This is a genomic window from Azohydromonas aeria, from assembly GCF_009760915.1.
Classification (GTDB): domain Bacteria; phylum Pseudomonadota; class Gammaproteobacteria; order Burkholderiales; family Burkholderiaceae_C; genus Azohydromonas; species Azohydromonas aeria.
In genome coordinates, this window is the sequence record NZ_VIDQ01000102.1 from 1 (window position 1) to 20145 (window position 20145).

General features: G+C 71.3%; 17 protein-coding genes. 5 read left to right on the forward strand and 12 right to left on the reverse strand.

The window, feature by feature from the left end; all coding sequences use genetic code 11:
• Positions 1 to 274: 274 nt before the first annotated feature.
• The 3 genes from fdhA to FJ694_RS32580 all read right to left on the reverse strand — a co-directional run bounded on the left by fdhA (position 275) and on the right by FJ694_RS32580 (position 3624).
• A complete protein-coding gene (gene fdhA / locus FJ694_RS32570; RefSeq protein ID WP_157271691.1) occupies positions 275 to 1480 on the reverse strand; it encodes a formaldehyde dehydrogenase, glutathione-independent in 1206 nt (401 codons plus the stop codon).
• A gap of 351 nt (positions 1481 to 1831) precedes the next feature.
• Positions 1832 to 2266, reverse strand: a complete 435-nt coding sequence (locus tag FJ694_RS32575; protein ID WP_157271692.1) for a serine dehydratase beta chain — start codon at positions 2264 to 2266, stop codon at positions 1832 to 1834.
• Between the two features lie 146 nt (positions 2267 to 2412).
• Entirely contained in the window at positions 2413 to 3624 is a 1212-nt protein-coding gene (locus FJ694_RS32580; RefSeq protein WP_157271693.1) for a patatin-like phospholipase family protein, read from the reverse strand.
• Between the two features lie 104 nt (positions 3625 to 3728).
• Between FJ694_RS32580 and FJ694_RS32585 the strand changes: the two genes are divergently transcribed.
• Positions 3729 to 4112 carry a hypothetical protein gene (locus tag FJ694_RS32585; protein ID WP_157271694.1) on the forward strand — a complete coding sequence of 128 codons (384 nt, stop codon included), beginning with the start codon at positions 3729 to 3731 and terminating at the stop codon, positions 4110 to 4112.
• A gap of 49 nt (positions 4113 to 4161) precedes the next feature.
• Positions 4162 to 4854 carry an HAD family hydrolase gene (locus tag FJ694_RS32590; RefSeq protein WP_157271695.1) on the forward strand — a complete coding sequence of 231 codons (693 nt, stop codon included), beginning with the start codon at positions 4162 to 4164 and terminating at the stop codon, positions 4852 to 4854.
• Positions 4855 to 4872: 18 nt separating this feature from the next.
• Here FJ694_RS32590 and FJ694_RS32595 read toward each other — a convergent pair whose 3' ends face one another.
• The 5 genes from FJ694_RS32595 to FJ694_RS32615 all read right to left on the reverse strand — a co-directional run bounded on the left by FJ694_RS32595 (position 4873) and on the right by FJ694_RS32615 (position 10989).
• On the reverse strand, positions 4873 to 6888 hold the full coding sequence (locus tag FJ694_RS32595) for a S9 family peptidase (protein WP_157271696.1): 2016 nt from the start codon (positions 6886 to 6888) through the stop codon (positions 4873 to 4875).
• Positions 6889 to 6983: 95 nt separating this feature from the next.
• Entirely contained in the window at positions 6984 to 7220 is a 237-nt protein-coding gene (locus FJ694_RS32600; RefSeq protein WP_157271697.1) for a hypothetical protein, read from the reverse strand.
• A gap of 259 nt (positions 7221 to 7479) precedes the next feature.
• Positions 7480 to 9357, reverse strand: coding sequence for a glycosyltransferase family protein (locus FJ694_RS32605; RefSeq protein ID WP_157271698.1), 1878 nt, complete (start codon positions 9355 to 9357; stop codon positions 7480 to 7482).
• Positions 9354 to 10187, reverse strand: coding sequence for a DUF707 domain-containing protein (locus tag FJ694_RS32610; RefSeq protein ID WP_157271699.1), 834 nt, complete (start codon positions 10185 to 10187; stop codon positions 9354 to 9356). Before FJ694_RS32610 ends, FJ694_RS32605 begins: the two co-directional genes overlap by 4 nt.
• Entirely contained in the window at positions 10174 to 10989 is an 816-nt protein-coding gene (locus tag FJ694_RS32615; protein ID WP_157271700.1) for a glycosyltransferase family 25 protein, read from the reverse strand. Before FJ694_RS32615 ends, FJ694_RS32610 begins: the two co-directional genes overlap by 14 nt.
• 190 nt (positions 10990 to 11179) lie before the next feature.
• Here FJ694_RS32615 and FJ694_RS32620 point away from each other — a divergent pair, with 190 nt between their 5' ends.
• Both FJ694_RS32620 and gspG read left to right on the forward strand, forming a co-directional pair.
• Positions 11180 to 12097 carry a delta(1)-pyrroline-2-carboxylate reductase family protein gene (locus tag FJ694_RS32620; protein ID WP_157271701.1) on the forward strand — a complete coding sequence of 306 codons (918 nt, stop codon included), beginning with the start codon at positions 11180 to 11182 and terminating at the stop codon, positions 12095 to 12097.
• A gap of 54 nt (positions 12098 to 12151) precedes the next feature.
• Positions 12152 to 12574: a type II secretion system major pseudopilin GspG gene (gspG, locus tag FJ694_RS32625; RefSeq protein ID WP_157271702.1), complete on the forward strand. Its 423-nt coding sequence runs from the start codon at positions 12152 to 12154 to the stop codon at positions 12572 to 12574.
• Between the two features lie 441 nt (positions 12575 to 13015).
• Here the strand turns inward: gspG and FJ694_RS32630 are convergent, their stop codons facing one another.
• Positions 13016 to 15253: an NADP-dependent isocitrate dehydrogenase gene (locus FJ694_RS32630; RefSeq protein WP_157271703.1), complete on the reverse strand. Its 2238-nt coding sequence runs from the start codon at positions 15251 to 15253 to the stop codon at positions 13016 to 13018.
• A 296-nt stretch (positions 15254 to 15549) separates the two neighbouring features.
• Entirely contained in the window at positions 15550 to 16575 is a 1026-nt protein-coding gene (locus tag FJ694_RS32635; RefSeq protein ID WP_157271704.1) for a TRAP transporter substrate-binding protein, read from the reverse strand.
• Between the two features lie 135 nt (positions 16576 to 16710).
• On the opposite strand from FJ694_RS32635, the gene FJ694_RS32640 reads away from it, so the two are divergent.
• A complete protein-coding gene (locus FJ694_RS32640; protein WP_157271705.1) occupies positions 16711 to 17709 on the forward strand; it encodes a Bug family tripartite tricarboxylate transporter substrate binding protein in 999 nt (332 codons plus the stop codon).
• Between the two features lie 153 nt (positions 17710 to 17862).
• On the opposite strand, the gene FJ694_RS32645 is transcribed toward FJ694_RS32640, so the two are convergent.
• Both FJ694_RS32645 and FJ694_RS32650 read right to left on the reverse strand, forming a co-directional pair.
• Positions 17863 to 19164, reverse strand: a complete 1302-nt coding sequence (locus FJ694_RS32645) for a nucleobase:cation symporter-2 family protein (RefSeq protein ID WP_232540329.1) — start codon at positions 19162 to 19164, stop codon at positions 17863 to 17865.
• Positions 19165 to 19431: 267 nt separating this feature from the next.
• Positions 19432 to 20145 (reverse strand): urate hydroxylase PuuD (locus FJ694_RS32650; RefSeq protein WP_198321121.1); only part of this gene is annotated, 714 nt, incomplete at its 5' end.

The following is a 20145-nucleotide window of genomic DNA, read 5'->3' on the forward strand; positions in this document are numbered from 1 at the left end:
GTTCCGGCGCAGCTTCGCCGACTACGTCTGGAAGCTCATCGAGCGCAATGCGCGGCCCTACGGGCTGCGCGTGGTGGAGGCGCGCCAGTGCGCCGACCCGCTGCTGTCGCCGCTGCTGGAGGCCGGCGTGCCGGCGCCGCGGCGCGGGCAGGCACTGCCGGCTTGAGTTCGATCCGCCGGCATCGGGCCGGCGCGGCACCGGCGCACACCACCCGGAACTACCGGGTCCAGGGCCGCGACACCCGTGTCGCGGCCCTTTCGCGCAGTGCGCGGGTCAGGCCGCCTTGCGCAGCAGGGCGTGGGGGTCGAGCACGTACTTGCGCGGCGCGCCGTGGTCGAAGGCCTCGTAGCCCTTGGGCGCGTCGTCCAGCGAGATGACCTCGACGCCCACCGTGTCGGCGATGTTGATGCGGTCCCACAGGATGGCCTGCATCAGCGCGCGGTTGTACTTCATGACCGGCGTTTGCCCGGTGAAGAAGCTGTGCGACTTGGCCCAGCCCAGGCCCAGGCGCACGCTCAGCGAGCCGCGCTTGGCGGCCTCGTCCACGGCGCCGGGGTCGTCCGTGACGTACAGGCCGGGAATGCCGATGGCGCCGGCCGCGCGCGTGATTTCCATGAGCGAGTTCAGCACCGTGGCCGGCGCCTCGTGCTGGGCGCCCTCGTGGCCGTGGCCGCGGGCCTCAAAGCCCACCGCGTCCACCGCGCAATCGACCTCGGGCGTGCCCAGGATCTGCGCCACCTGGTCCGCCAGCGAGGCGTCCAGCGACAGGTTCACCGTCTGGTAGCCAAGCTGGCGCGGATGCTCCAGCCGTACCGGGTTGACGTCGCCGACGATCACGCATGCCGCGCCCAGCAGCCGTGCCGAGGCGGCGGCCGCCAGCCCGACCGGCCCGGCGCCGGCAATGTAGACCGTGCTGCCCGGCCCCACGCCGGCCGTGACGGCGCCGTGGTAGCCCGTGGGCAGGATGTCGGACAGGCAGGTCAGGTCGCGGATCTTCTCCAGCGCCTGCGCCCGGTCGGGGAAGCGCAGCAGGTTGAAGTCGGCGTACGGGACCATGACGTACTCGGCCTGGCCGCCGACCCAGCCGCCCATGTCCACGTAGCCGTAGGCGCCGCCGGCGCGCGCCGGGTTCACGCTCAGGCACACGCCGGTGTGCGTTTCCTTGCAGGTGCGGCAACGGCCGCAGGCGACGTTGAAGGGCACGGAGACGATGTCCCCGACCTGCAGCGTCTCCACGTCGCGGCCCTTCTCGATCACCTCGCCGGTGATCTCGTGGCCCAGCACCAGCCCCAGGGGCGCCGTGGTGCGGCCGCGCACCATGTGCTGGTCCGATCCGCAGATATTGGTGGATACCACGCGCAAAATGACGCCATGCTCGGCGGTGCGCCCGCGCGGATCGACCAGCTTGGGAAAATCGATATTCTGGACCTCCACTTTGCCGGGGCCCATGTAAACCACGCCGCGGTTGCTGGAACTCATGTTTCGTCTCCTACCGTTGAAATACCAGGTTTCGGGCTGCCATGGCGACGCTGCAGGGCGGATCTCACCGCCAGGCCAGCGGGCCGAGGCGGCAGCCCGTCGCGCGATTCTTCAGGCGCATTGCCCGGCCGCTTGCACAGGGTGGACATGCAATTGAACGCATGCGACAGGGTTGGGCATCCGATGACTGGATTTCCGCAGCGGATGTGGCCGGGTTTCAGTGGAAAGGTCAATCAAAATGCCGGCTACCCAAATAATCGTGCTGGAAGAATTGATCTTCCAAGGCCGCTTCCACTCCAGAAAGAATTCCGTAAATTCGGACCTGCAACCTGGATTTCGAATTCGGACGTCTCAGCCGGCCAGTTTCCCGGTGTCGCCCGCCGCCACCCGGTACGAGCGCGCCAGCAGCAGCAGGCCCGCCGGATCGAAAGCCGAGAGGCGGATGTCGCACGCCGAGGGCGGGCAGCCGCCGGGCTCGTGGCTCAGGTGGCGGCGCGCGTCGAAAGCGATGCGCCGCTGGCCGAGCAGCCGCAGCTCGCACCGGCCGCGGATGCGGCGCAGCCGCTCGCTGCTGGCCTGCACATCGGCTTCCCGGGGCTCCACGCCTTCGAGGCCCAGCAGGAGGTCGCCGCACAGGCCGCTGCGTGGCGCGCCGCGCAGTTCGCAGCGCAGGCGCCAGGTCTGCTCCAGCAGCCCGCTGCCGTGCAGCGCCAGCGCGAACTGGCGCGCTGCGGCCATGGCGCCGGCCGTGGGAAGGTGAGCCTGGCAGTCTGCGGAAGGGGACATGGCGTGCGCTTGGGACGATGGGGGAGAAAGCCCATCGTGCGGCGAGGCGCAGGCCCGGACGCTGCCGTTTGCGACATGTCCTTGACGCCTGGCGACAACGGCACCCGCTCCGCCCCCGCCGCCCCCCGCGTGGCGTCCGGAGTGGCTCAGGCCGCCTCGGCGCCGTGCAGGGCCGTCTCGTCCTGCCGCACCGGCCGGCGGCCGTCGTAGAACGTGAAACCCGGGTCGCGCGTCGTGGCCCGGCCCGCCTGCAGCGCCGCCAGCGCGGCGCGCATGTCCTCCTCGCCCGCGCTCCAGCGCTCCTGGATGGAGGGCATCGAGAACTCCAGCGCCTTGGCCGACACCTCGTGCGCCGGCGGCTGGTAGGCCAGCAGCGCCACGGTGGTCTCGTCGCCGCGCCCGGCCACCGCTTCTCGCTCGTCCTCCAGCGCCGCGTCGCGCAGCGCCGGCACGGCGTGCGGGCGCTGGCGCTGCAGCAGGTGGCGCAGCCGGTACTCGCGGCGGAAGGCGTCGATGGTGCGCAGCGACTGCGAGGCGAAGGCGATGTCCTGCGTGCGCTCCAGCGCCGTGTCCATGGAGAAGGGCCGTCCGCCGCGGGCGTCGAACAGGTCCACGGCGAAGCACAGGTGGTCGCCGCCGGGCGGGTCGGCGAGCAGCGGGTCCAGCGGCAGGTTGCACAGCATGCCGGGGTCGCCCAGCAGCCGCCCGTCGATCTCCACGGGCGGGAAACCGGGAATGAAGGCGGTGCTGGCCAGCAGGTGGCGCGGCTCGATGGCCTGCCGGCGGCTGTCGAAATAGACCGGCTCGCCGCTTTCCAGGTCGACGGCGCCGATGACCAGCGGCAGCGCCGCCTGGTTCAGATAGTCGAAATCCACCACCCGCGCCAGCGTCGCCAGCATCGGCCGGTTGTCGAACAGGCCCACGTCGCCCGGCGTGCCGGGCAGCAGCGACAGGAAGCCCGAGGTGCGCGGCGTGAACAGCCCCGGGCGGCCCAGCATCAGCGTCTGCATCGCGTGCAGCTTGTTGTAGACGTCGCGCGCCCGGCCGCCTGCGGGCGCCAGCGCCGCCACGCCCCACATCGACGCCTGGCGCCAGAACTCGCGCAGCCGCGGCGCGCGCAGGTGCGGCGGATTGCCGGCCACGATGGCGGCATTGACGGCACCGATGGAGGCGCCGGAGATGAGCTGCAGCGGGCAGCCCGCGTCGAGCAGCGCCTCGCAGGCGCCGGCGGCGTAGGCGCCCAGGGCGTTGCCGCCGGACAGGGCCAGGCTGACGGTGCCGGCCGCGGGCCAGGGCCCGGTTCCGGACGTGGACAGTGCGGCGTCCGGCGCCGGGGAATGAAGCGATGAGGAATCCATTGCTGCACTGCAGCAATCGACGTGCCTCGTGGCGGTCCGGCGCGCGGCATGGGGCTTGCCGCCCGGGACGCGTCGCGTCCGAAGGGACGCTCCAGGAGTACGTGATGCAGATGGAGCAGCAACAGTTGAGGCGGCGCATCAACGAGGTGGCGCAGTCCGCCGAGGACGCCAAGCGCGCGTCCTACGGCAACGCGGTGCCGGCCGAGGTGCGCGAGTGCGTGGACAAGATGTACTGGCAGGCGCGCCAGGCGCGCGAGGCCTGCACGCCGCTGCTGCAACAGCAGCAGGGCGAGGCGCCGGGGCAGCAGCAGGCGGCGCAGCCGGCGGTGGACCAGGGCCAGTTGCGCGGCATGGTCGAAACGCTGGAACAGCTCGGCGACCAGGCGGTGCAGGCCTGCCGCGCCAGCGGCAACGTCGATCCGGCGCTGGAGCAGGCGCTGCAGCGCGCCCACGGCGACGCCTCGGCGTTGCGGCAGCAGATGCAGTGAGCAGAGCCGGGCCGGCGCCGCCCCACGGCCGTCGGCTACCCTCGCGCCCATGCTGAACCTTGCTTCCATCCGGGCCATCTCGCTGGACCTCGACGACACGCTGTGGCCGATCTGGCCGACCATCGACCGCGCCGAGGCAGTGCTGCACGCCTGGCTGGCCTTGCACGCGCCGGCGACGGCGGCGCTGTTTGCCAACCCCGAGGCGCTGCGCGAGATCCGCGTCCAGGTCGGGCACGACCGGCCCGAGCTCAAGCACGACCTGAGCGCGCTGCGCCTGGAGTCGATCCGCCGGGCGCTGTCGCGCGCCGGGGACGACCCGGCGCTGGCCGAGCCGGCCTTCGACGAGTTCTTCGCCGAGCGCCAGCGGGTGACGCTGTTTCCCGACGCGCGCCCGGCGCTGGAGATGCTGGCCGCGCGCTACCCGCTGGTGAGCCTGTCCAACGGCAACGCCGACCTGAACCTCATCGGGCTGGCGCCGCTGTTCAAGGCCCAGGTCAGCGCGCTGGCGCTGGGCGTGGCCAAGCCCGACGCGCGCATGTTCCAGGCCGCCGCCGACGCGGCGGGCGTGCGGCCGCACGAGGTGCTGCACGTGGGCGACGACGTGCTCATGGACGTGCTGGGCGCGCGCGACGCCGGCATGCAGACGGTCTGGGTGAACCGCACCGAGGCGCTGTGGCCGCACCCGCAGGAGCCGGACCTGGAAGTGGCCAACCTCACGGCGCTGTGCGAGGCGCTGGGCTGAGCGCCGGGCGCGGACGGGTCAGGGCGCGTCGCTGCGCCGCCCGCCGCCATCGGACCGGCGCGGCTCGCCCTCGCCCAGCGGCACCTCCACCCAGCGCGTCACCCAGTCCACGAGGCGGTTGATGCCGTCGAGGCGGTGCGAGGGCTTGCCCTCCTTGAGCACGTGGTGGTCGCCGCCGGGGTAGAGCACCATCTCGCACGGCGCCTCGGTGGCGCACATCAGGCTCACGAACAGCTCCTCGGACTGGCACTTCGGGCAGCGCTCGTCCTCCTTGCCCTGCAGGATCAGCGTTGGCGTACGCGCCCGGTCCACGTCGGTCATGGGCGACAGGCGCCGGCTGGTCTGGCGATCGATGCGCGGCGTGCCGCACATGTCGTAGGGGTCGCTGTAGTAGCCGCTGTCGCTGGTGCCGTAGTGCGTCTCCAGGTTCGTCACCGGCGCGCACACCACGGCGGCGCGGAAGGCGTCGCAGTGGCCGATGGCCCAGGCCGCCATGTAGCCGCCGTAGGAGCTGCCGGTGATGGCCACGCGCGCGTCGGCCAGGCCCTCGCGCTGCAGCGCCTCGACGATGGCCAGGATCTGCGCCAGGTCGTACTCGCCCCAGTGGCCGCGCAGCCGCCCGGCGAAGTCGCGCCCGTAGCTCGACGAGCCCACGGTGTTGGGCGCCACCATCAGCCAGCCGCGCGAGCACAGCACCGGCCAGAAGGGATGGTTCTGGAACGTCAGGTCGGCGTAGCTGGCCGGGCCGCCGTGCACGTCCACCAGCACCGGCATGGGGCCCTGCGAGTCCCGGGCCCGGATCAGCCAGGCCTCCACCTCCTCGGTGCCGCCGCGGCCGTCGGGCACCTCGAAGCGGCGCATGCAGGCCGACAGCGGCGTGCGCTCGAACCACCAGGCGTTGAGCTCGCCGATGCAGCGCTCGTGGCCGCCGTCGAGGTCCGCGGCGTGGAGCGCCAGCGGCGCCTCGCCGCTTTCGGCAAAGAAGGCCAGGCGCGAGCGGGCGAAGGCCACGGCGCCGACCTGGCGCTCGCCGTCCACCAGCGTGCGGCGCTGCCCGCCGGGCACGGCGATGCGCTCCAGGTGCTGGCGCCCGCGCTGCGCCACGAGCACGTGCAGCGCCGTGGAATCGGCGCTCCAGGACAGGGGCGAGCTGGGCACCACCTCGATGTCCGCGCCGCCCAGGCGCTGCGTGCGGCCGCCGTCCGCCTCGGCCAGCCACAGCTGCAGCTGCGCGTCGCCCTCGTGGCAGTTGCCGCTGAAGGCGATCCAGCGCCCGTCCGGCGACCACTGCGGCGAGCCGGTGTTGGGCTGCTCACGGGTGAGCCGGCGTGAATGACCGCCGTCGGCGTCGATGATCCAGAGGTCGGTGGCATGCGCCAGCCGCCCCTCGCGCGTGCGGCTGAAGACGATGCGCCGGCCGTCGGGCGACCAGGCCGCGGCGCGCACCTCGAAGGCACCCTCGGTGAGCCGGCGGTCCTCGCCGGTCTCGACGTCGAGCGTGAACAGGTGGATCTGCTGCGCCAGCAGGTAGCCCACGCCGTCCATCTTGAAGGGCAGCCGCCACGCCACTTCGGGCGCGTCGGCGTCGCGCGGCTCGTCCAGTTCCGATGGCGCGCCGCGCGCTTCCGGGTCCACGTTGACGATGCTGGTAAGCAGCAGGGTGCGTCCGTCCGGGCTCCATTCGAAGGCAGTCACCGCGCCCTTGAACCAGCTGACCTGGCGCGCCTCGCCGCCGTCGGGCGCGATCACGAAGACCTGGTTCAGCCCGGCGCGGTCGGAGAGGAAGGCGATGCGCCGGCCGTCGGGCGACCAGCGCGGCTGCTTGTCCTGCGAGGACCCGGCGGTGAGCTGGCGCGGCTCGCCGCCGCCGTCCAGCGGGTACAGCCACAGCGCGCTACGGTAGCCGTCGGCCCCGCGCTCGACCCGCTTGACGGCGCACACGGCCACGTCCAGCGCGGCCACGGCGTGAAGCTCGTCCACGCGCTGTTCCAGGCAGAGGTCCTCGACCTCGAAGGGTTTGTTGCTGGTGGGCATGGCGGCGCTCGGCAATGCGGTGGGGTGCAGGCCCGGCACCGCTTGGCGCGGCGCCGGGCGGCTCTCAGGGCCCTGTGAAAGCCGGGATGCGGGACTCAACGCTCCTCGTTGTTGCGGTTTCCGCTCTGGTTCTGCTGCCGGTTCTGGTCCTGGTTCTGGTTCTGCTGCCGGTTCTGGTTTTGGTCCTGGTTCTGCTGGCGGTTCTGGTCCTGGTTCTGGTTCTGGTTCTGGTCCTGGTTCTGCTGGCGGTTCTGGTCCTGGTTCTGGTTCTCCTGCCGGTTCTGGTTCTGGTCCTGGTTCTGCTGCTGGTTCTGCTGGTTCTGCTGGGTCATGCGAGTGCTCCTGGCGGCATGCCGGCGGGATTGCCGGTCCATCCAGGTCGGCAAGGGCAGGGCCCGGCGGCCTGCGCCGCGGCCCGGGATGAATCCGTATGCCGCCGGGACGGTTCGGCGGCGGTCAGTCCGCGGGCGGTTGCGGCTGCAACCTCCACGTTCCGGACCGTTCCCGGGCCCATACAGGAGCGATCAGAGGCAGGCCCAGCCGTTGCTGCGGCGCGGAGCCTGAGGCCCCGCGCGGCGCCGCGTCACGGCTTCAGGCCGAGGGCGATGCCGTGGCCGCCGGCCGCGCCACCGCCATGCCGGCCGGGGCGGCGGCGCCATCCAGGGCGGCCGGCACGCCGGCCGGGGCGCCGCCGCTGCCTTGCGGCAGCCCGTACACCTCGCGCCAGAACGCGGCCGTGCCCATCTGCTGCAGCGCCTGGGCGTAGTCCCGGCGCAGCTCGGGCAGCCGGCGCAGCACCGGCAGCAGCGTGCGCAGCAGGTCGCGGACCTCGGCGGCGACGCGCGCGCGGTCGAGCTCCACGAGGTAGCCGGTGTCGCTCTGGCCGTGGCGGTAGAGCACGCGACGGAAGCGCCAGACGTCGCGGGCGCGGCCGAAGAAGTCCTTGTCGTGCACCAGCACCCGCTTGCGGCTGCGCAGCAGCGCGGGCGGCAGCAGCATGCCCTGCAGCGTCAGCGTGCGCGCCGCGCGCCGCAGCGGCGACTCGTGCTGGCTGCGCCGCGGCGTGCGCAGGTCCAGCCCGGCGCGGTCGATGGGCTCGAGCTTCTCGGCCGGGCGCAGCGCGGCGATCTGGGTGCGCACCTGCGCCAGGTCCATGTGGTCGCGGAAGAACTGCGGCCCCGCGGCGACGTGCCGCAATGCCAGCGTCAGCGCCTGCGCGCTGGCGTAGTGGTAGCCCGCCAGCGGCTTGACGAAGCGCAGCTTGATCACGCGCAGCAGCGCGCGCACGGCGCCGCGCTCGCGCAGCAGCGCGTGCATGAGGTGGTAGCGCGCGTCGAGGTACGCCGTCATCGGCCCGTGCTTGAGATGGAAGTCCTCGCCGTAGCAGGCCACGCCCGTGAGCGTCGTGATCTCGAAGCGGTTCATGAGCCCGAAGAACACGTCGTCGCCGCGCACGAAGAAGGGGAAGGGCCAGTGCCGCACGTCGGCCAGCGCGAAGGCGAAGAACCACCAGCCGCCGAAGTCGGGGCGGCGCGGCGGCCGGTCGCAGTCCAGCAGCGTGGAGACGCTGCGCAGGTCCGCGCCGATGCCCATGGGAATGCAGAAGCCGTCGAAGCCCGCGCCGTGCTCCAGCAGCTGCCACGGGTGCAGCTCGCTGACGAGCGCGCCGGCCACCGCCAGCCGCGGCGTGCGCGCATGCGACAGCAGCGCCAGCGTGCGCGCGATGGACTCCGGCTCGCACGAGGCGTCGTCGTCCATGAGCAGCACGTGCGTGTGCTCTGCGCCGTCGGCCAGCGCCAGCATCCCGCGCGCGAAGCCGCCGGAGCCGCCCAGGTTGCGGTTGGGAATGACGCTGACCTCGGCGTCGGAGGCCAGCGGCAGGTTGCGCGAGTTGTCCACCACCGTGAGCGTGATGCGCCCGCGCAGCGCCGGCGCGCGCAGCAGCGAGCGCCGGATGCGCTCGACCGCGCCCATGACCTGCGCCACGCGGTTGAAGTGCGTCACCACCAGGCCCAGCCGCACCGGGCTCACGGCGGGCTGCGGCGTCGCCCAGCGCCCGGCCGTGAGGCGGCCCGGCGTGAGCGCGCGCAGCCGCAGGAACAGCAGCCCGTCGGGCAGCGTGTCCCAGCCGGGCACGGGCAGCTGCGCCGCGGCGGCGCCGGCGGCGAGCTCGACCTCGCGCTCGGCCAGCCACACCGGCGCCTGGCCGTGGCGGTGCAGGCCCAGGCTGGCGACGAAGCGGCCTTCGCCTTCGAGCTGTAGCACCACGGCGCCCAGCGCGCAGTGGCGGCGCCAGGTCGTGACGGAGAGCGCGCCGTAGTAGGTGTCGGTCGTGGCCACGCCGCCGGGCTCGAAGCACAGCGCGGGCTGGTCGAGCCGGCACCAGGCCTTGTCGTTGAGGCGCACGTACAGGTCCTCGGGGGCCTGCACTTCCAGGTTGGGCAGGACGAGGTTCTGCAGGATGTTCATGGTTGGGGAGTCAACTTTCTTCTCTGGTCGCGCCGCAGCTTGCGGCGTCCGTTGAGGCGCTTGAGCCAGAACACGAGCCGCTCGCGCAGCGACAGCGGCACGGCCTGCACGCGCGCAAGCACGCTGTACTTGGCCACGGCGCGCACTTCCTGCAGCCCGTAGCGGCTGAGCACGCGCGCGGCGTCGGCGCGCGGGTCCAGCGCGTGGTTGCGGTAGAGCTCGCCGCCCAGCGGCCGCGTGTGCCACACCGGCGTGGCGTCGATCACGGCGATGCCGCTGAGCCCGGCGCGCTCGCACAGCACCGGCCAGGTCCAGTCCAGCCCCCAGCCGCTGTGGCTCTGGGCGAAAGTGTCCTGGCAGGCGCCCAGCGCGGCACGGCTGAAGAGCGGCGCCATCACCTCGACGAAGCGCGTGTAGCGCAGCTGCGAGTGCGGGTCCTGCAGCAGCGTGTTCCAGGTGTGGAAGGAATTGCGCGTGAGCGCCGGCTGCGCCAGCTGCAGCTGGTGCGCATGGAAAAAGGCGAACATGCGGTCCAGCGTGTGCGGCTGCACCGACAGGTCGTCGTCGGGGAACCAGACGCAGTCGTAGGCCGCGATGAGCTCCGCCTGCTCGTCCAGCAGCTCGGCCAGCGCCGGCCATTTCGGGCCCGCGCGCATCTCGTAGTGGTCGGCGTCCTCCTGCCAGCGCCCGGGCGTGCGGCCGTAGTAGCTGATGAAGAGGTCGAAATCGCGCCGCGGCGCCGCGATCCATTCCCGGTGCAGCGAGCCGTCGCCGGCGCGCAGCACGACGAGGTTGCGGCACGGGCGCGCACGCGGCTCAGCCCGCGTCATGGCCGGCATGCGGCACGAGCCGCTGCGCCACCCCGGCCGGGGTGGTGGTCATGGCGGCGGACGCCGGGCCGGGCCCGGGCAAGGCCCGCTGCTCTTGTGCCCGCAGCGCCCGCCGGTTGCACCAGCTGTAGTGCGCCTGCTGGCACAGCTTGCGCCAGCGCATCGCGGCGCTGCGCTCGATGCCGCGCCCGACCATGGAAGACTCGCTGGCCATCGGCCCTTCGCGCAGCGGGTAAGGCTGCACGCCGTAGAGCTCCAGCCCGCATTCCCACCAGTAGCGCAGGTCCACGTCCACCGGCCGGCCGAAGGGGCGGCGCTGCTGCAGCAGCTTGCGCGCGCCGCGGCGGTGCAGCACGTAGCCGCCGGTGAGGCTGGGCACGCGGGCGTAGCGCACCAGCGAAGAGCCCTCGCACAGCGGCTGCGCCTGCGCCACCTTCTCCTGGTGCCGCCCGATGAGCTTGACCATGTCCCATTCGCCGGGCAGCGCTTCGATGGCGCGCAGCACCTCCGGCAGCGAGGCATCGACGTCCACGTCGTCCTCCAGCACCGCGGCGCAGGGCGCGTCCGACTGCAGCAGCCGCTGCCACGCGGCCAGATGGCTGGCATAGCAGCCGATCTCGGCCTCGCACAGCGGCTGGTGGTATTGACGGCGGTTGAGTTCCTCGCTGTAGAGCACGGCGCGCTGCTGCTGCGGCAGCCAGGCGCCGTGCACGCCGGGCAGCCGCTGCGGGCGCAGGCCGACCCGCGTCAGCTGCAGCCACGCCGCAGCCCAGCGCTGGGCATGCAGCGCCAAGTTGATCACGTAAATTTCCATTGGGCGCACGGTGCCAGCCGGTTGTGGGAAGCGGCAACCCAGGCTGTCGGCATCCCCAGCCCGGGTTTACTCCCTCCCCTGAATGCGGGGCGACCTCCCGGCAGGGTATTGCCACGAGGCGTTTTGGCCTGGCGTTCCGGCGCCGCGGCGGAGCGCGGTTCGTGCATCCTTGCCGCCCATGACCGCCGCCCTGCTCAACCCTGCTGAAACCGCTGCCCGGCTGCCCTGGAGCCGCCTGGCCGACTGCATCGAGGCGCTGCTGCGCGATCCCTCGGTGTCGGTGCCGCCGCGCATCGTGCAGCCGCTGGCGCACGGCGGCAGCCTCTTCGTCATGCCCGCGGCCGACGCGCGCGTGGCCATCACCAAGCTCATCACCTTCGTGGCCGGCAACGCCGGGCGCGGGCTGCCGGCGATCCAGGGCGACGTGGTCGTGTTCGACGCGCGCGACGGGCGCCGGCTGGCGGTCCTGGACGGCCCCACCGTCACGGCGCGGCGCACCGCGGCCGTGTCGCTGCTGGTCGCGCGGCGCCTGGCGCCGCGGCCGCAGGGGCCGATGCTCATCGTCGGCGCGGGCGTGCAGGGCCGCGCGCACCTGGAAGCCTTTGCCGACGGCCTGCACGTGCGCGAGTTCCGGGTGGCCTCGCGCAGCCCCGGCAGCGCCGACGCGCTGGTGGCGCACGCGCAGGCGCTGGGGCTAAGGGCGCGGCGCGTGGACGACGCCGATGCCGCGCTGGCCGACTGCCCGCTGGTGGCGAGCTGCACTTCCGCGCAGCAGGTGGCGCTGCGCGCGCGGCCGCGCGACGACGCCTTCGTCAGCGCGGTCGGCGCCTTCACGCCGGCCATGGTGGAGTGGGATGCCGAGGTCTGCCGCCACCTGGCGCGCCATGGCCGCATCGTCGTGGACAGCCGCGACGCCGACCACGAGGCCGGCGACCTGCTGCAGGCCGGGCTTGACGTGGCCGCCTTCCCGGCGCTGGCCGACGTGGTGGCGGGCAGCGCGGCGGGGCAGGGCGGCCCCGTGTTCTTCAAGAGCTGCGGCTGGGCCGGCTGGGACCTGGCCGCGGCGCGCTGCCTGGCCGACGGCGCGACGGGCTGAGCGCCAGGGCCCGCCGCGCGGGCCGACAATCCGGACTTTGACTTTGCCAACCCGATGCAAGCGAACCGACTTTCCCGCGGCCTGGCACTCAAGGAGGCGCTGCTGGCGCTGGTCGTCGTCGGGCTGATCGCCGGCGTCGCGGCGCCGCGCATGCTGCGCCAGCGCGAGCACCCGGAAACCGCCATCGCCCGCGCCCAGCTCGACGCGCTGAACCGGGCGCTGCAGGCCTACCGCGCCGACGTCGGGCACTTCCCCGACGCGGCGCAGGGCCTACAGGTGCTCACGCAACCACCTGCGGGCGAGGACCGCACGCGCTGGCGCGGCCCGTACCTGCGCGATGCGGTGCCCGTCGATCCCTGGGGCGGGCGCTGGTTCTACGAGCCCCAGGGCACGGCCGCGCGCGGCTACGCCCTCTACAGCCTGGGCCGTGACCAGGCGCCGGGCGGGCAGGGCGAGGACGCGGACATCGGGCGCTGAGCGGCAACCCAAGACAACATACCCGATTGAGGCCAAACCATCGAGCACCTGAAAAGCCGGCCTGGACTGCGTGCCCAAGGTCGCCACTCACCGGCTCCCCTTGCTCCTTCCTGAGTCGGGCCTTCAATACTTCTTCAAGCGTCGCGCCCGGCAGACAGGAGCGGCCGGCAGCGAACGGGCGGGCAGGAGAAGCGGGTGAGGAAGGCGGTGGCGTCGTCGTGCCGCAGCCCATCGGAACGCTGGCAGAGCCCTTCCAGTGCGTCGCGTATGTTGTAGCCAACGGTCTCCGAAAGAGCTTCCCGACCGCTGGCGACCGTCGTTGCGGTTCGCAACAAGGGCCCGAAAAAAAAGCGCCGCGACGGGCATCAGCCCGTCGCGGCGCTTCGCTGAAGCTTCAGGTCCGGCCGGCCGGGCCCGCAAGGGGCCCGGTGGCCGCGGCACTCAGACGCGCGCGGCTTCCAGCGCGGCGTTGAAGGTGGCGCTCGGACGCATCACGGCGCTGAGCTTCTGCGGGTCCGGGAAGTAGTAGCCGCCGATGTCCACCGGCTGGCCCTGCACCGAGTTCAGCTCCTCGACGATCCTGGCCTCGTTCTCTGTCAGGGCCTTGGCCAGCGGCGCGAAGTGCGCGGCCAGCTCGGCGTCGTCGGTCTGCGACGCCAGCTCCTGTGCCCAGTACATGGCCAGGTAGAACTGGCTGCCGCGGTTGTCGAGCTGGCCGGTCTTGGGCGAGGGGCCCTTGTTGTTGTCGAGCAGCTTGCCGGTGGCGGCGTCGAGCGTGCGGGCCAGGATCTTGGCCTTGGCGCTGCCGGTCTTGATGCCGAGGTCTTCCATGCTCACCGCCAGGGCCAGGAACTCGCCCAGCGAGTCCCAGCGCAGGTGGTTTTCCTCGACCAGCTGCTGCACGTGCTTCGGCGCCGAGCCGCCCGCACCCGTCTCGTACATCCCGCCGCCGGCCATCAGCGGCACGATGGACAGCATCTTGGCGCTGGTGCCCAGCTCCATGATCGGGAACAGGTCGGTCAGGTAGTCGCGCAGGATGTTGCCGGTGACGCTGATGGTGTCCAGGCCGCGGATGACGCGCTCCAGCGTGTAGCGCATGGCGCGCACCTGCGACATGATCTGGATGTCCAGGCCCGTGGTGTCGTGGTCCTTGAGGTAGGTCTCGACCTTCTTGATCAGCTCGGCCTCGTGCGGGCGGTACGGGTCCAGCCAGAACACGGCGGGCATGCCCGAGTTGCGCGCGCGGGTGACGGCGAGCTTGACCCAGTCGCGGATGGCGGCGTCCTTGACCTGGCACATGCGCCAGATGTCGCCGGTCTCGACGTTCTGCGACAGCAGCACTTCGCCGGTGGCGAGGTCAACGATGTTGGCCACGCCGTCTTCCGGGATCTCGAAGGTCTTGTCGTGCGAGCCGTACTCTTCGGCCTGCTGCGCCATCAGGCCGACGTTGGGCACCGTGCCCATGGTGCGCGGGTCGAAGGCGCCGTTGGTCTTGCAGAAGTTGATGACTTCCTGGTAGATCCGCGCGAAGGTGGACTCGGGGATGATGGCCTTGGTGTCCTTGGGCTTGCCGTCGGCGCCCCACATCTTGCCGCCGATGCGGATCATGGCCGGCATCGAGGCGTCCACGATCACGTCGTTGGGCGCGTGCAGGTTGGTGATGCCCTTGGCCGAGTCCACCATCGCCAGCTCCGGGCGGTGCTCGTGGCAGGCGTGCAGGTCGCGGATGATCTCCTCGCGCTTGGTCGAGGGCAGCGTGGCGATCTTGTCGTACAGGTTCACCATGCCGTTGTTGACGTTCACGCCCAGCTCGTCGAAGAGCTTGCCGTGCTTCTCGAAGGCCTCCTTGTAGAAGATCTTCACGGCGTGGCCGAAGACGATGGGGTGCGAGACCTTCATCATCGTGGCCTTGACGTGCAGCGACATCATCACGCCGGTCTTGCGCGCGTCCTCGAACTGCTCCTCATAGAAGGCGCACAGCGCCTTCTTGCTCATGAACATGCTGTCGATGATCTCGCCGTCGAGCAGCTTGACCAGCGGCTTGAGCACGATGGTCTTGCCGCTCTTGGTGGTGAGCTCCATCTTCACGTCGCGCGCGCGGTCCAGCGTCATCGACTTCTCGCCGTGATAGAAGTCGCCGTGCTTCATGTGCGCCACGTGCGTGCGCGAGGCCATGCTCCACTCGCCCATGCTGTGCGGGTTCTTGCGGGCGTAGTTCTTGACGGCCAGCGGCGCGCGGCGGTCGGAGTTGCCCTCGCGCAGCACCGGGTTCACCGCGCTGCCCAGGCACTTGGCGTAGCGCGCGCGGATGGCCTTCTCGGCGTCGGTCTTCGGGTCTTCCGGGAAGTCGGGCACCTGGTAGCCCTTGGACTGCAGCTCCTTGATCGCCGCCACCAGCTGCGGTACCGAGGCGCTGATGTTGGGCAGCTTGATGATGTTGGCGTCCGGCTCCAGCGTCTTCTTGCCCAGCTCGGCCAGCGTGTTGGGCCGCTTCTGCATGTCGGTGAGGTACTCGGGGAACTCGCCCAAGATGCGGTTGGCCACCGAGATGTCGCTCTCGACGACGTCGATGCCCGCCGGCGCGGCAAAGGTGCGGATGATCGGCAGGAACGAGTACGTCGCCAGCAGGGGCGCCTCGTCGGTCAGCGTGTAGATGATGCGGGGGGTATCGGCAGGCATGGCGTCGCGCTCGGGGTTGAGAAAAATGCAAACCCTTAACTGTATTCAAAATTCACGGCTTCTCCCCTGATTTGCGGGTCGGTTAACACGTAGCAACGCCCAGTCCGTGACACGAAAAGCCACAGCCCGCCTCACAAGTCAGGGCAAACCCTGAGTATTTCCCGCGTGCAATCGCTCTTATGTAAAACTGCGTTGCTTAGCGGGCAAAAATGAAGAAGCGCCGCGCAACGGGCGTCGCGCAGCGCTTCGTGGAGCGCCGGGCGCCGACTCCGGGCGCCCGCCAGGCCGTTCCGGTGTCAGGAGATGCGCGCCACGCGCTCCAGCTCCGAGCGCAGCAGCTTGACCAGCGCCGGGTCGTAGGTCTGCAGCACGCGGTCGGTGACGGGTTGCGTCGCCTGGCGCATGCGCTCCTGCTCCGCGGCGGAAACCTCGTTGATCTGCATGCCCGCGGCCTTGAGATCGTCCACCGCCTGGCGCGACTGCTCGCGGCTGATGCGGCGCTGGTAGTCGCGCGCCTCCAGCGCCGCGGCCTGCAGCACCTTGCGCTCTTCACCTGAGAGCTTGTCCCAGAACTTGCGGCTCACCAGCACCACGATCACGCCGTAGGCATGGCCGGTGGTGCTGGCGTACTTCTGCACCTCGAACAGCTTGGCCGAGCGCGCCACCAGCAGCGGGTTCTCCTGCGCGTCGAGCGCCCTGGTTTCCAGCGCACCGTAGACCTCGCCGAAGGACATCGGCACCGGGTTGGCCTGCAGCGCCTTGAACATGTCGATGAAAACCGGGTTCTGCTGCACGCGGATCTTCAGGCCCTGCAGGTCCTCCAGGCGCTGCACCGGGCGGCGGCTGTTGGTGACGTGGCGCAGGCCGTTCTCCCAGAACGCCAGCCCAATGAAACCCTTGTCCGGCAGCCGGGCCAGCAGCGCCTGGCCGAAGGGGCCATCCATGAGCGCGTCGGCCTGCGCCGGGGTGCGCACCAGGAACGGCAGGTCCAGCAGCCCGAACTCGCGCACCGCGCCGGCCAGTGTCGCGCTGCTGGGCACGAACATTTCCTGCACCCCGCCCACCAGCGCGGACTGCTGCTGCAGCTCCGGGCCCAGCGCCAGCGCCGGGTAGTCCTTGACCTTGAGCTTGCCGCCGCTGCGGGCCGCGACGATCTCCACGAACTTCCTGGCGCCCAGGCTGATCGGGTGGTCCGCCGGGACGGTGGTGCCGATGCGCAGGGTGCGCTCCTCGATGCCCTGCTGGGCCTGCGCCCCGGCGCTGCCCAGCAGCAGCGCGGTGGCGGTGAGCGCCGTGCGGCGCGTGATCCCGGAGGGGCTCATTGTTGTCTCCCTGGTCAGATGGCTGTCAGACAAACCCGGGATTCTAGGATCGGCTCCTGGTCCGCCCTGCACGCCGGCCTGCCGGGCCACGGCAGCCTTGTCCCCCGACAATCCCAGTTTTCCCCAGGATCACCCATGACTTCGATGAACCGGCGCGCCGCCCTGGGCCGCCTAGCCGCGGCCACTCTTGCGGGCAGCGCCTGCCTGCCCGCCTTCTCCCAGGGTCCCCAGGCTTTCCAGGGCCGCACGCTGCGGCTGCTGGTGGGCTTTCCGCCCGGCGGCGGCACCGACGCCATCGCGCGGCTGCTGGCCGAGCGCTTCAAGGACGAACTCGGCGCCACCGTCATCGTCGAGAACCGCCCCGGCGCCGGCGGCCAGCTCGCGGCGCAGGCGCTCAAGGCCGCGCCGGCCGACGGCAGCACCCTCTTCCTCACCCACGACCACACCGTCTCGATCCTGCCGCTGGTGGTGAAGCACCCCGGCTTCGACACCGCGCACGACTTCACCCCGGTGGCTGGCTTCGCCACCTTCGCCAACGCGGTGGCGCTGTCCGGCGCCACGCCCGCGCGCACCTTCGCCGACTACGTGGCCTGGGTGCGCAACGCCGGCGGCGGCAAGGGTGCCATGGGCATCCCGGCGCCGGCCTCGGTGCCGGAGTTCCTGGTCAAGTCGATCGGCGAGAAGTTCAGGCTCGACCTCGTGGCCGCGCCCTACCGCGGCAGCGCGCCGATGATCGTGGACATGCTGGGCAATCAGATCAGCGCCGGCGTGGGCTCGGTACCCGACTTCATCGAGAACCACCGCGCCGGCAAGCTGCGCATCGCCGCGGTGATGGGCGCTGCGCGCCAGCCGCTGCTGCCCGACGTGCCCACGCTGCGCGAGGCCGGGCTGCCGGGCTTCGAGGAGCTGCCCTTCTACGGCCTGTTCGCGCCCGCGGGCACGCCGCGCGCGGCGCTGGAGCCGTGGTCGGCGGCGCTGGCCAAGGTGATCGCACAACCGGAGGTGCGGGACCGCCTCACCGCCATGGGCCTGTCCGTGGGTTTCACCAGCGGCGAGCAGCTCGGCAGCCGCGAGCGCGCCTATTCGGCCAGCTGGGCCCGCATCATCAAGGCCAGCGGCTTCCAGCCGCAGTAAGCACCCGGCGCTCGCCGCTGCCTCATTTCGAGGCAGCGCCACCAAACGCTTGGCGCATCAGGCACTTGGCGCCGCCGCGATCCGCTTCGCCACAGGGTTGTCCACAGCGGCGGTGGGCAAGTCGCGGCGATCGTGCCGCGCTTCGAGCCCCGCTCAATGCGCGTGGCCGCCTTCCGCGCTCGCCTTGTCCCAGCCGTTGTAGAGCAGGTTGAGCACGACCGCGGTCACGGCCGCGAGCAGGATGCCACTGTGCAGGATCGGCTCCAGGGCATGCGGCATCTGGTTGAAGAAGCGCGGAGAGATCTCCGGGATCAAGCCCACGCCCAGGCTGATGGCCATGATGTAGAGGTTGTGGCGCTTGGCGCCCCGCACGTCCACAGCGTGCAGGATGCGGATGCCCGTGGCCGCCACCATGCCGAACATCACGATGCCCGCGCCGCCCAGCACGAACTGCGGCACCGAGGCCACCGTCAGCGCCAGCTTGGGCAGCAGCCCCAGCGCCAGCATGATGAATCCTCCCGCCACGCACACCCAGCGGCTGCGCACGCCGGTGACGCCCACCAGCCCCACGTTCTGCGAGAACGAGGTGTGCGGAAAGGTATTCAGGATGCCACCGATGAGCGTGCCCAGGCCGTCCACGCGCAGGCCGCGCGCCAGGTCCTCCCGGTTCAGCGGCTTGCCCGTCAGGTCGCCCAGCGCCAGGAACATGCCCATCGACTCGATCATCACCACGACCATCACCACGCACATGGTCGCGATCGCCACTGCGTCGAACACCGGCGCGCCGAAGGCGAAGGGATACGCCGCCGCGATCCACGGCGCCTGCGCGATGCCGTCGAAGCTGACCTCCCCCAGCGCCAGCGCGATCAGGAAGCCGACGATCAATCCGATCAGCACCGAGATGTTGGCGAAGAAGCCGCGCACGAAGCGCGTGACCAGCACGATGCTCAGCAGCACCGCCAGCGCCACGCCGAGGTAGAGTGGGCTGCCGAAGTTGGGATTGTTGGCGCCGCCGCCGGCCCAGTTGGCCGCCACGCGGATCAGCGACAGCCCGATGGTGGAAATGATCACGCCCGTGACCACCGGCGGGAACAGCGGCAGCAGCCGGCTGATGAAGGGCGCGGCCAGCGTGGCGAACACCCCCGCGGCGATGACCGAGCCGAAGATGCCCGGCAGCCCCAGCGCCGGATTCGCGGCCATGGCCAGCATCGGCCCGACCGCGGCGAAGGTGACGCCCATCATCACCGGCAGCCGGATGCCGAAGCGCCAGAAGCCGATGGCCTGGATCAGCGTGACGATGCCCGCGCACAGCAGGTCGGCGTTGATCAGGAGGGCGATCTGGTCCTTGGGCAGCTTCAAGGCGCCGCCGATGATCAGCGGCACCGCCACCGCGCCGGCATACATCACCAGCACGTGCTGCAGGCCCAGCACAGCGAGCTTGCCCGCGGGCAGCATCTCGTCGACCGGGTGCACGGCTTGCTGCGACTCGACGGGCTCGGCCGCCTCCTGCGCGGCCGACGCGGCCACGCCGGCGGCCGGCCCCAGGGTGTTGGCATGGGACATGGGTGTCTCCTTGGGTAATGTGTGCGGCCTCAACCGCGCCGAGCGCAGGCGTCGAGGCTTCATTCCAGGCCGGGCAGCGCTTGAAGGAACGCTTGGCCGGTGAGCCGGTAGGAGGCCCGCAAGCGGGCCTCCTACCGGGTTGATCGCGGCAGCGTCAGTTCACTGCGCGTGCGCCCCCGCCTCGAACCAGCGCCGCAGCAGCGCGCGCTCCTCGTCCGTCATCTGCGTGGCGTTGTTCATGGGCATGAGCTTCTGCACCACGGCCTGCTGGTACACGGCCTGGGCGTTGACCTTGATGAGGTCGGCCGTGTGCAGCGCCACGTTCTTGCTCTGCAGCTGGGCGTTGTGGCACATCGTGCAGCGCTGCTCGATCACGCCCTGCACCTGCGCGAACCGCACCGGCTCCTGCGCCGCGGCCAGCGCGGGCTCGGTGCGCGCCACCGGCGCCGGCGCCAGCCAGATGGCCATCGCGCCCAGCGCCAGCGTGCCCACCACCGCATGCTCCCAGGGCGTGCGCTTGCCCAGCACGTGCGCCTTGTGGCGCGAGACGAAGCTGTGGCGGATCAGCGCGCCGGCCAGCATCAAGAGCACCAGCACCAGCCAGTTGTTCTTGGCCTGGTACAGCCAGCCGTAGTGGTTCGACAGCATGGCGATCAGCACCGGCAAGGTGAAATACGTGTTGTGCACGCTGCGCTGCTTGCCGCGCTGGCCGTGGATCGGGTCCACCGGCTGGCCGGCGCGCAGCTGTGCCACGACCTTGCGCTGCCCCGGGATGATCCAGAAGAACACGTTGGCGCTCATGGCCGTGGCCATCATCGCGCCCACCAGCAGGAAGGCGGCGCGCCCGGCAAAGAGCTGGCACGCCAGCCACGA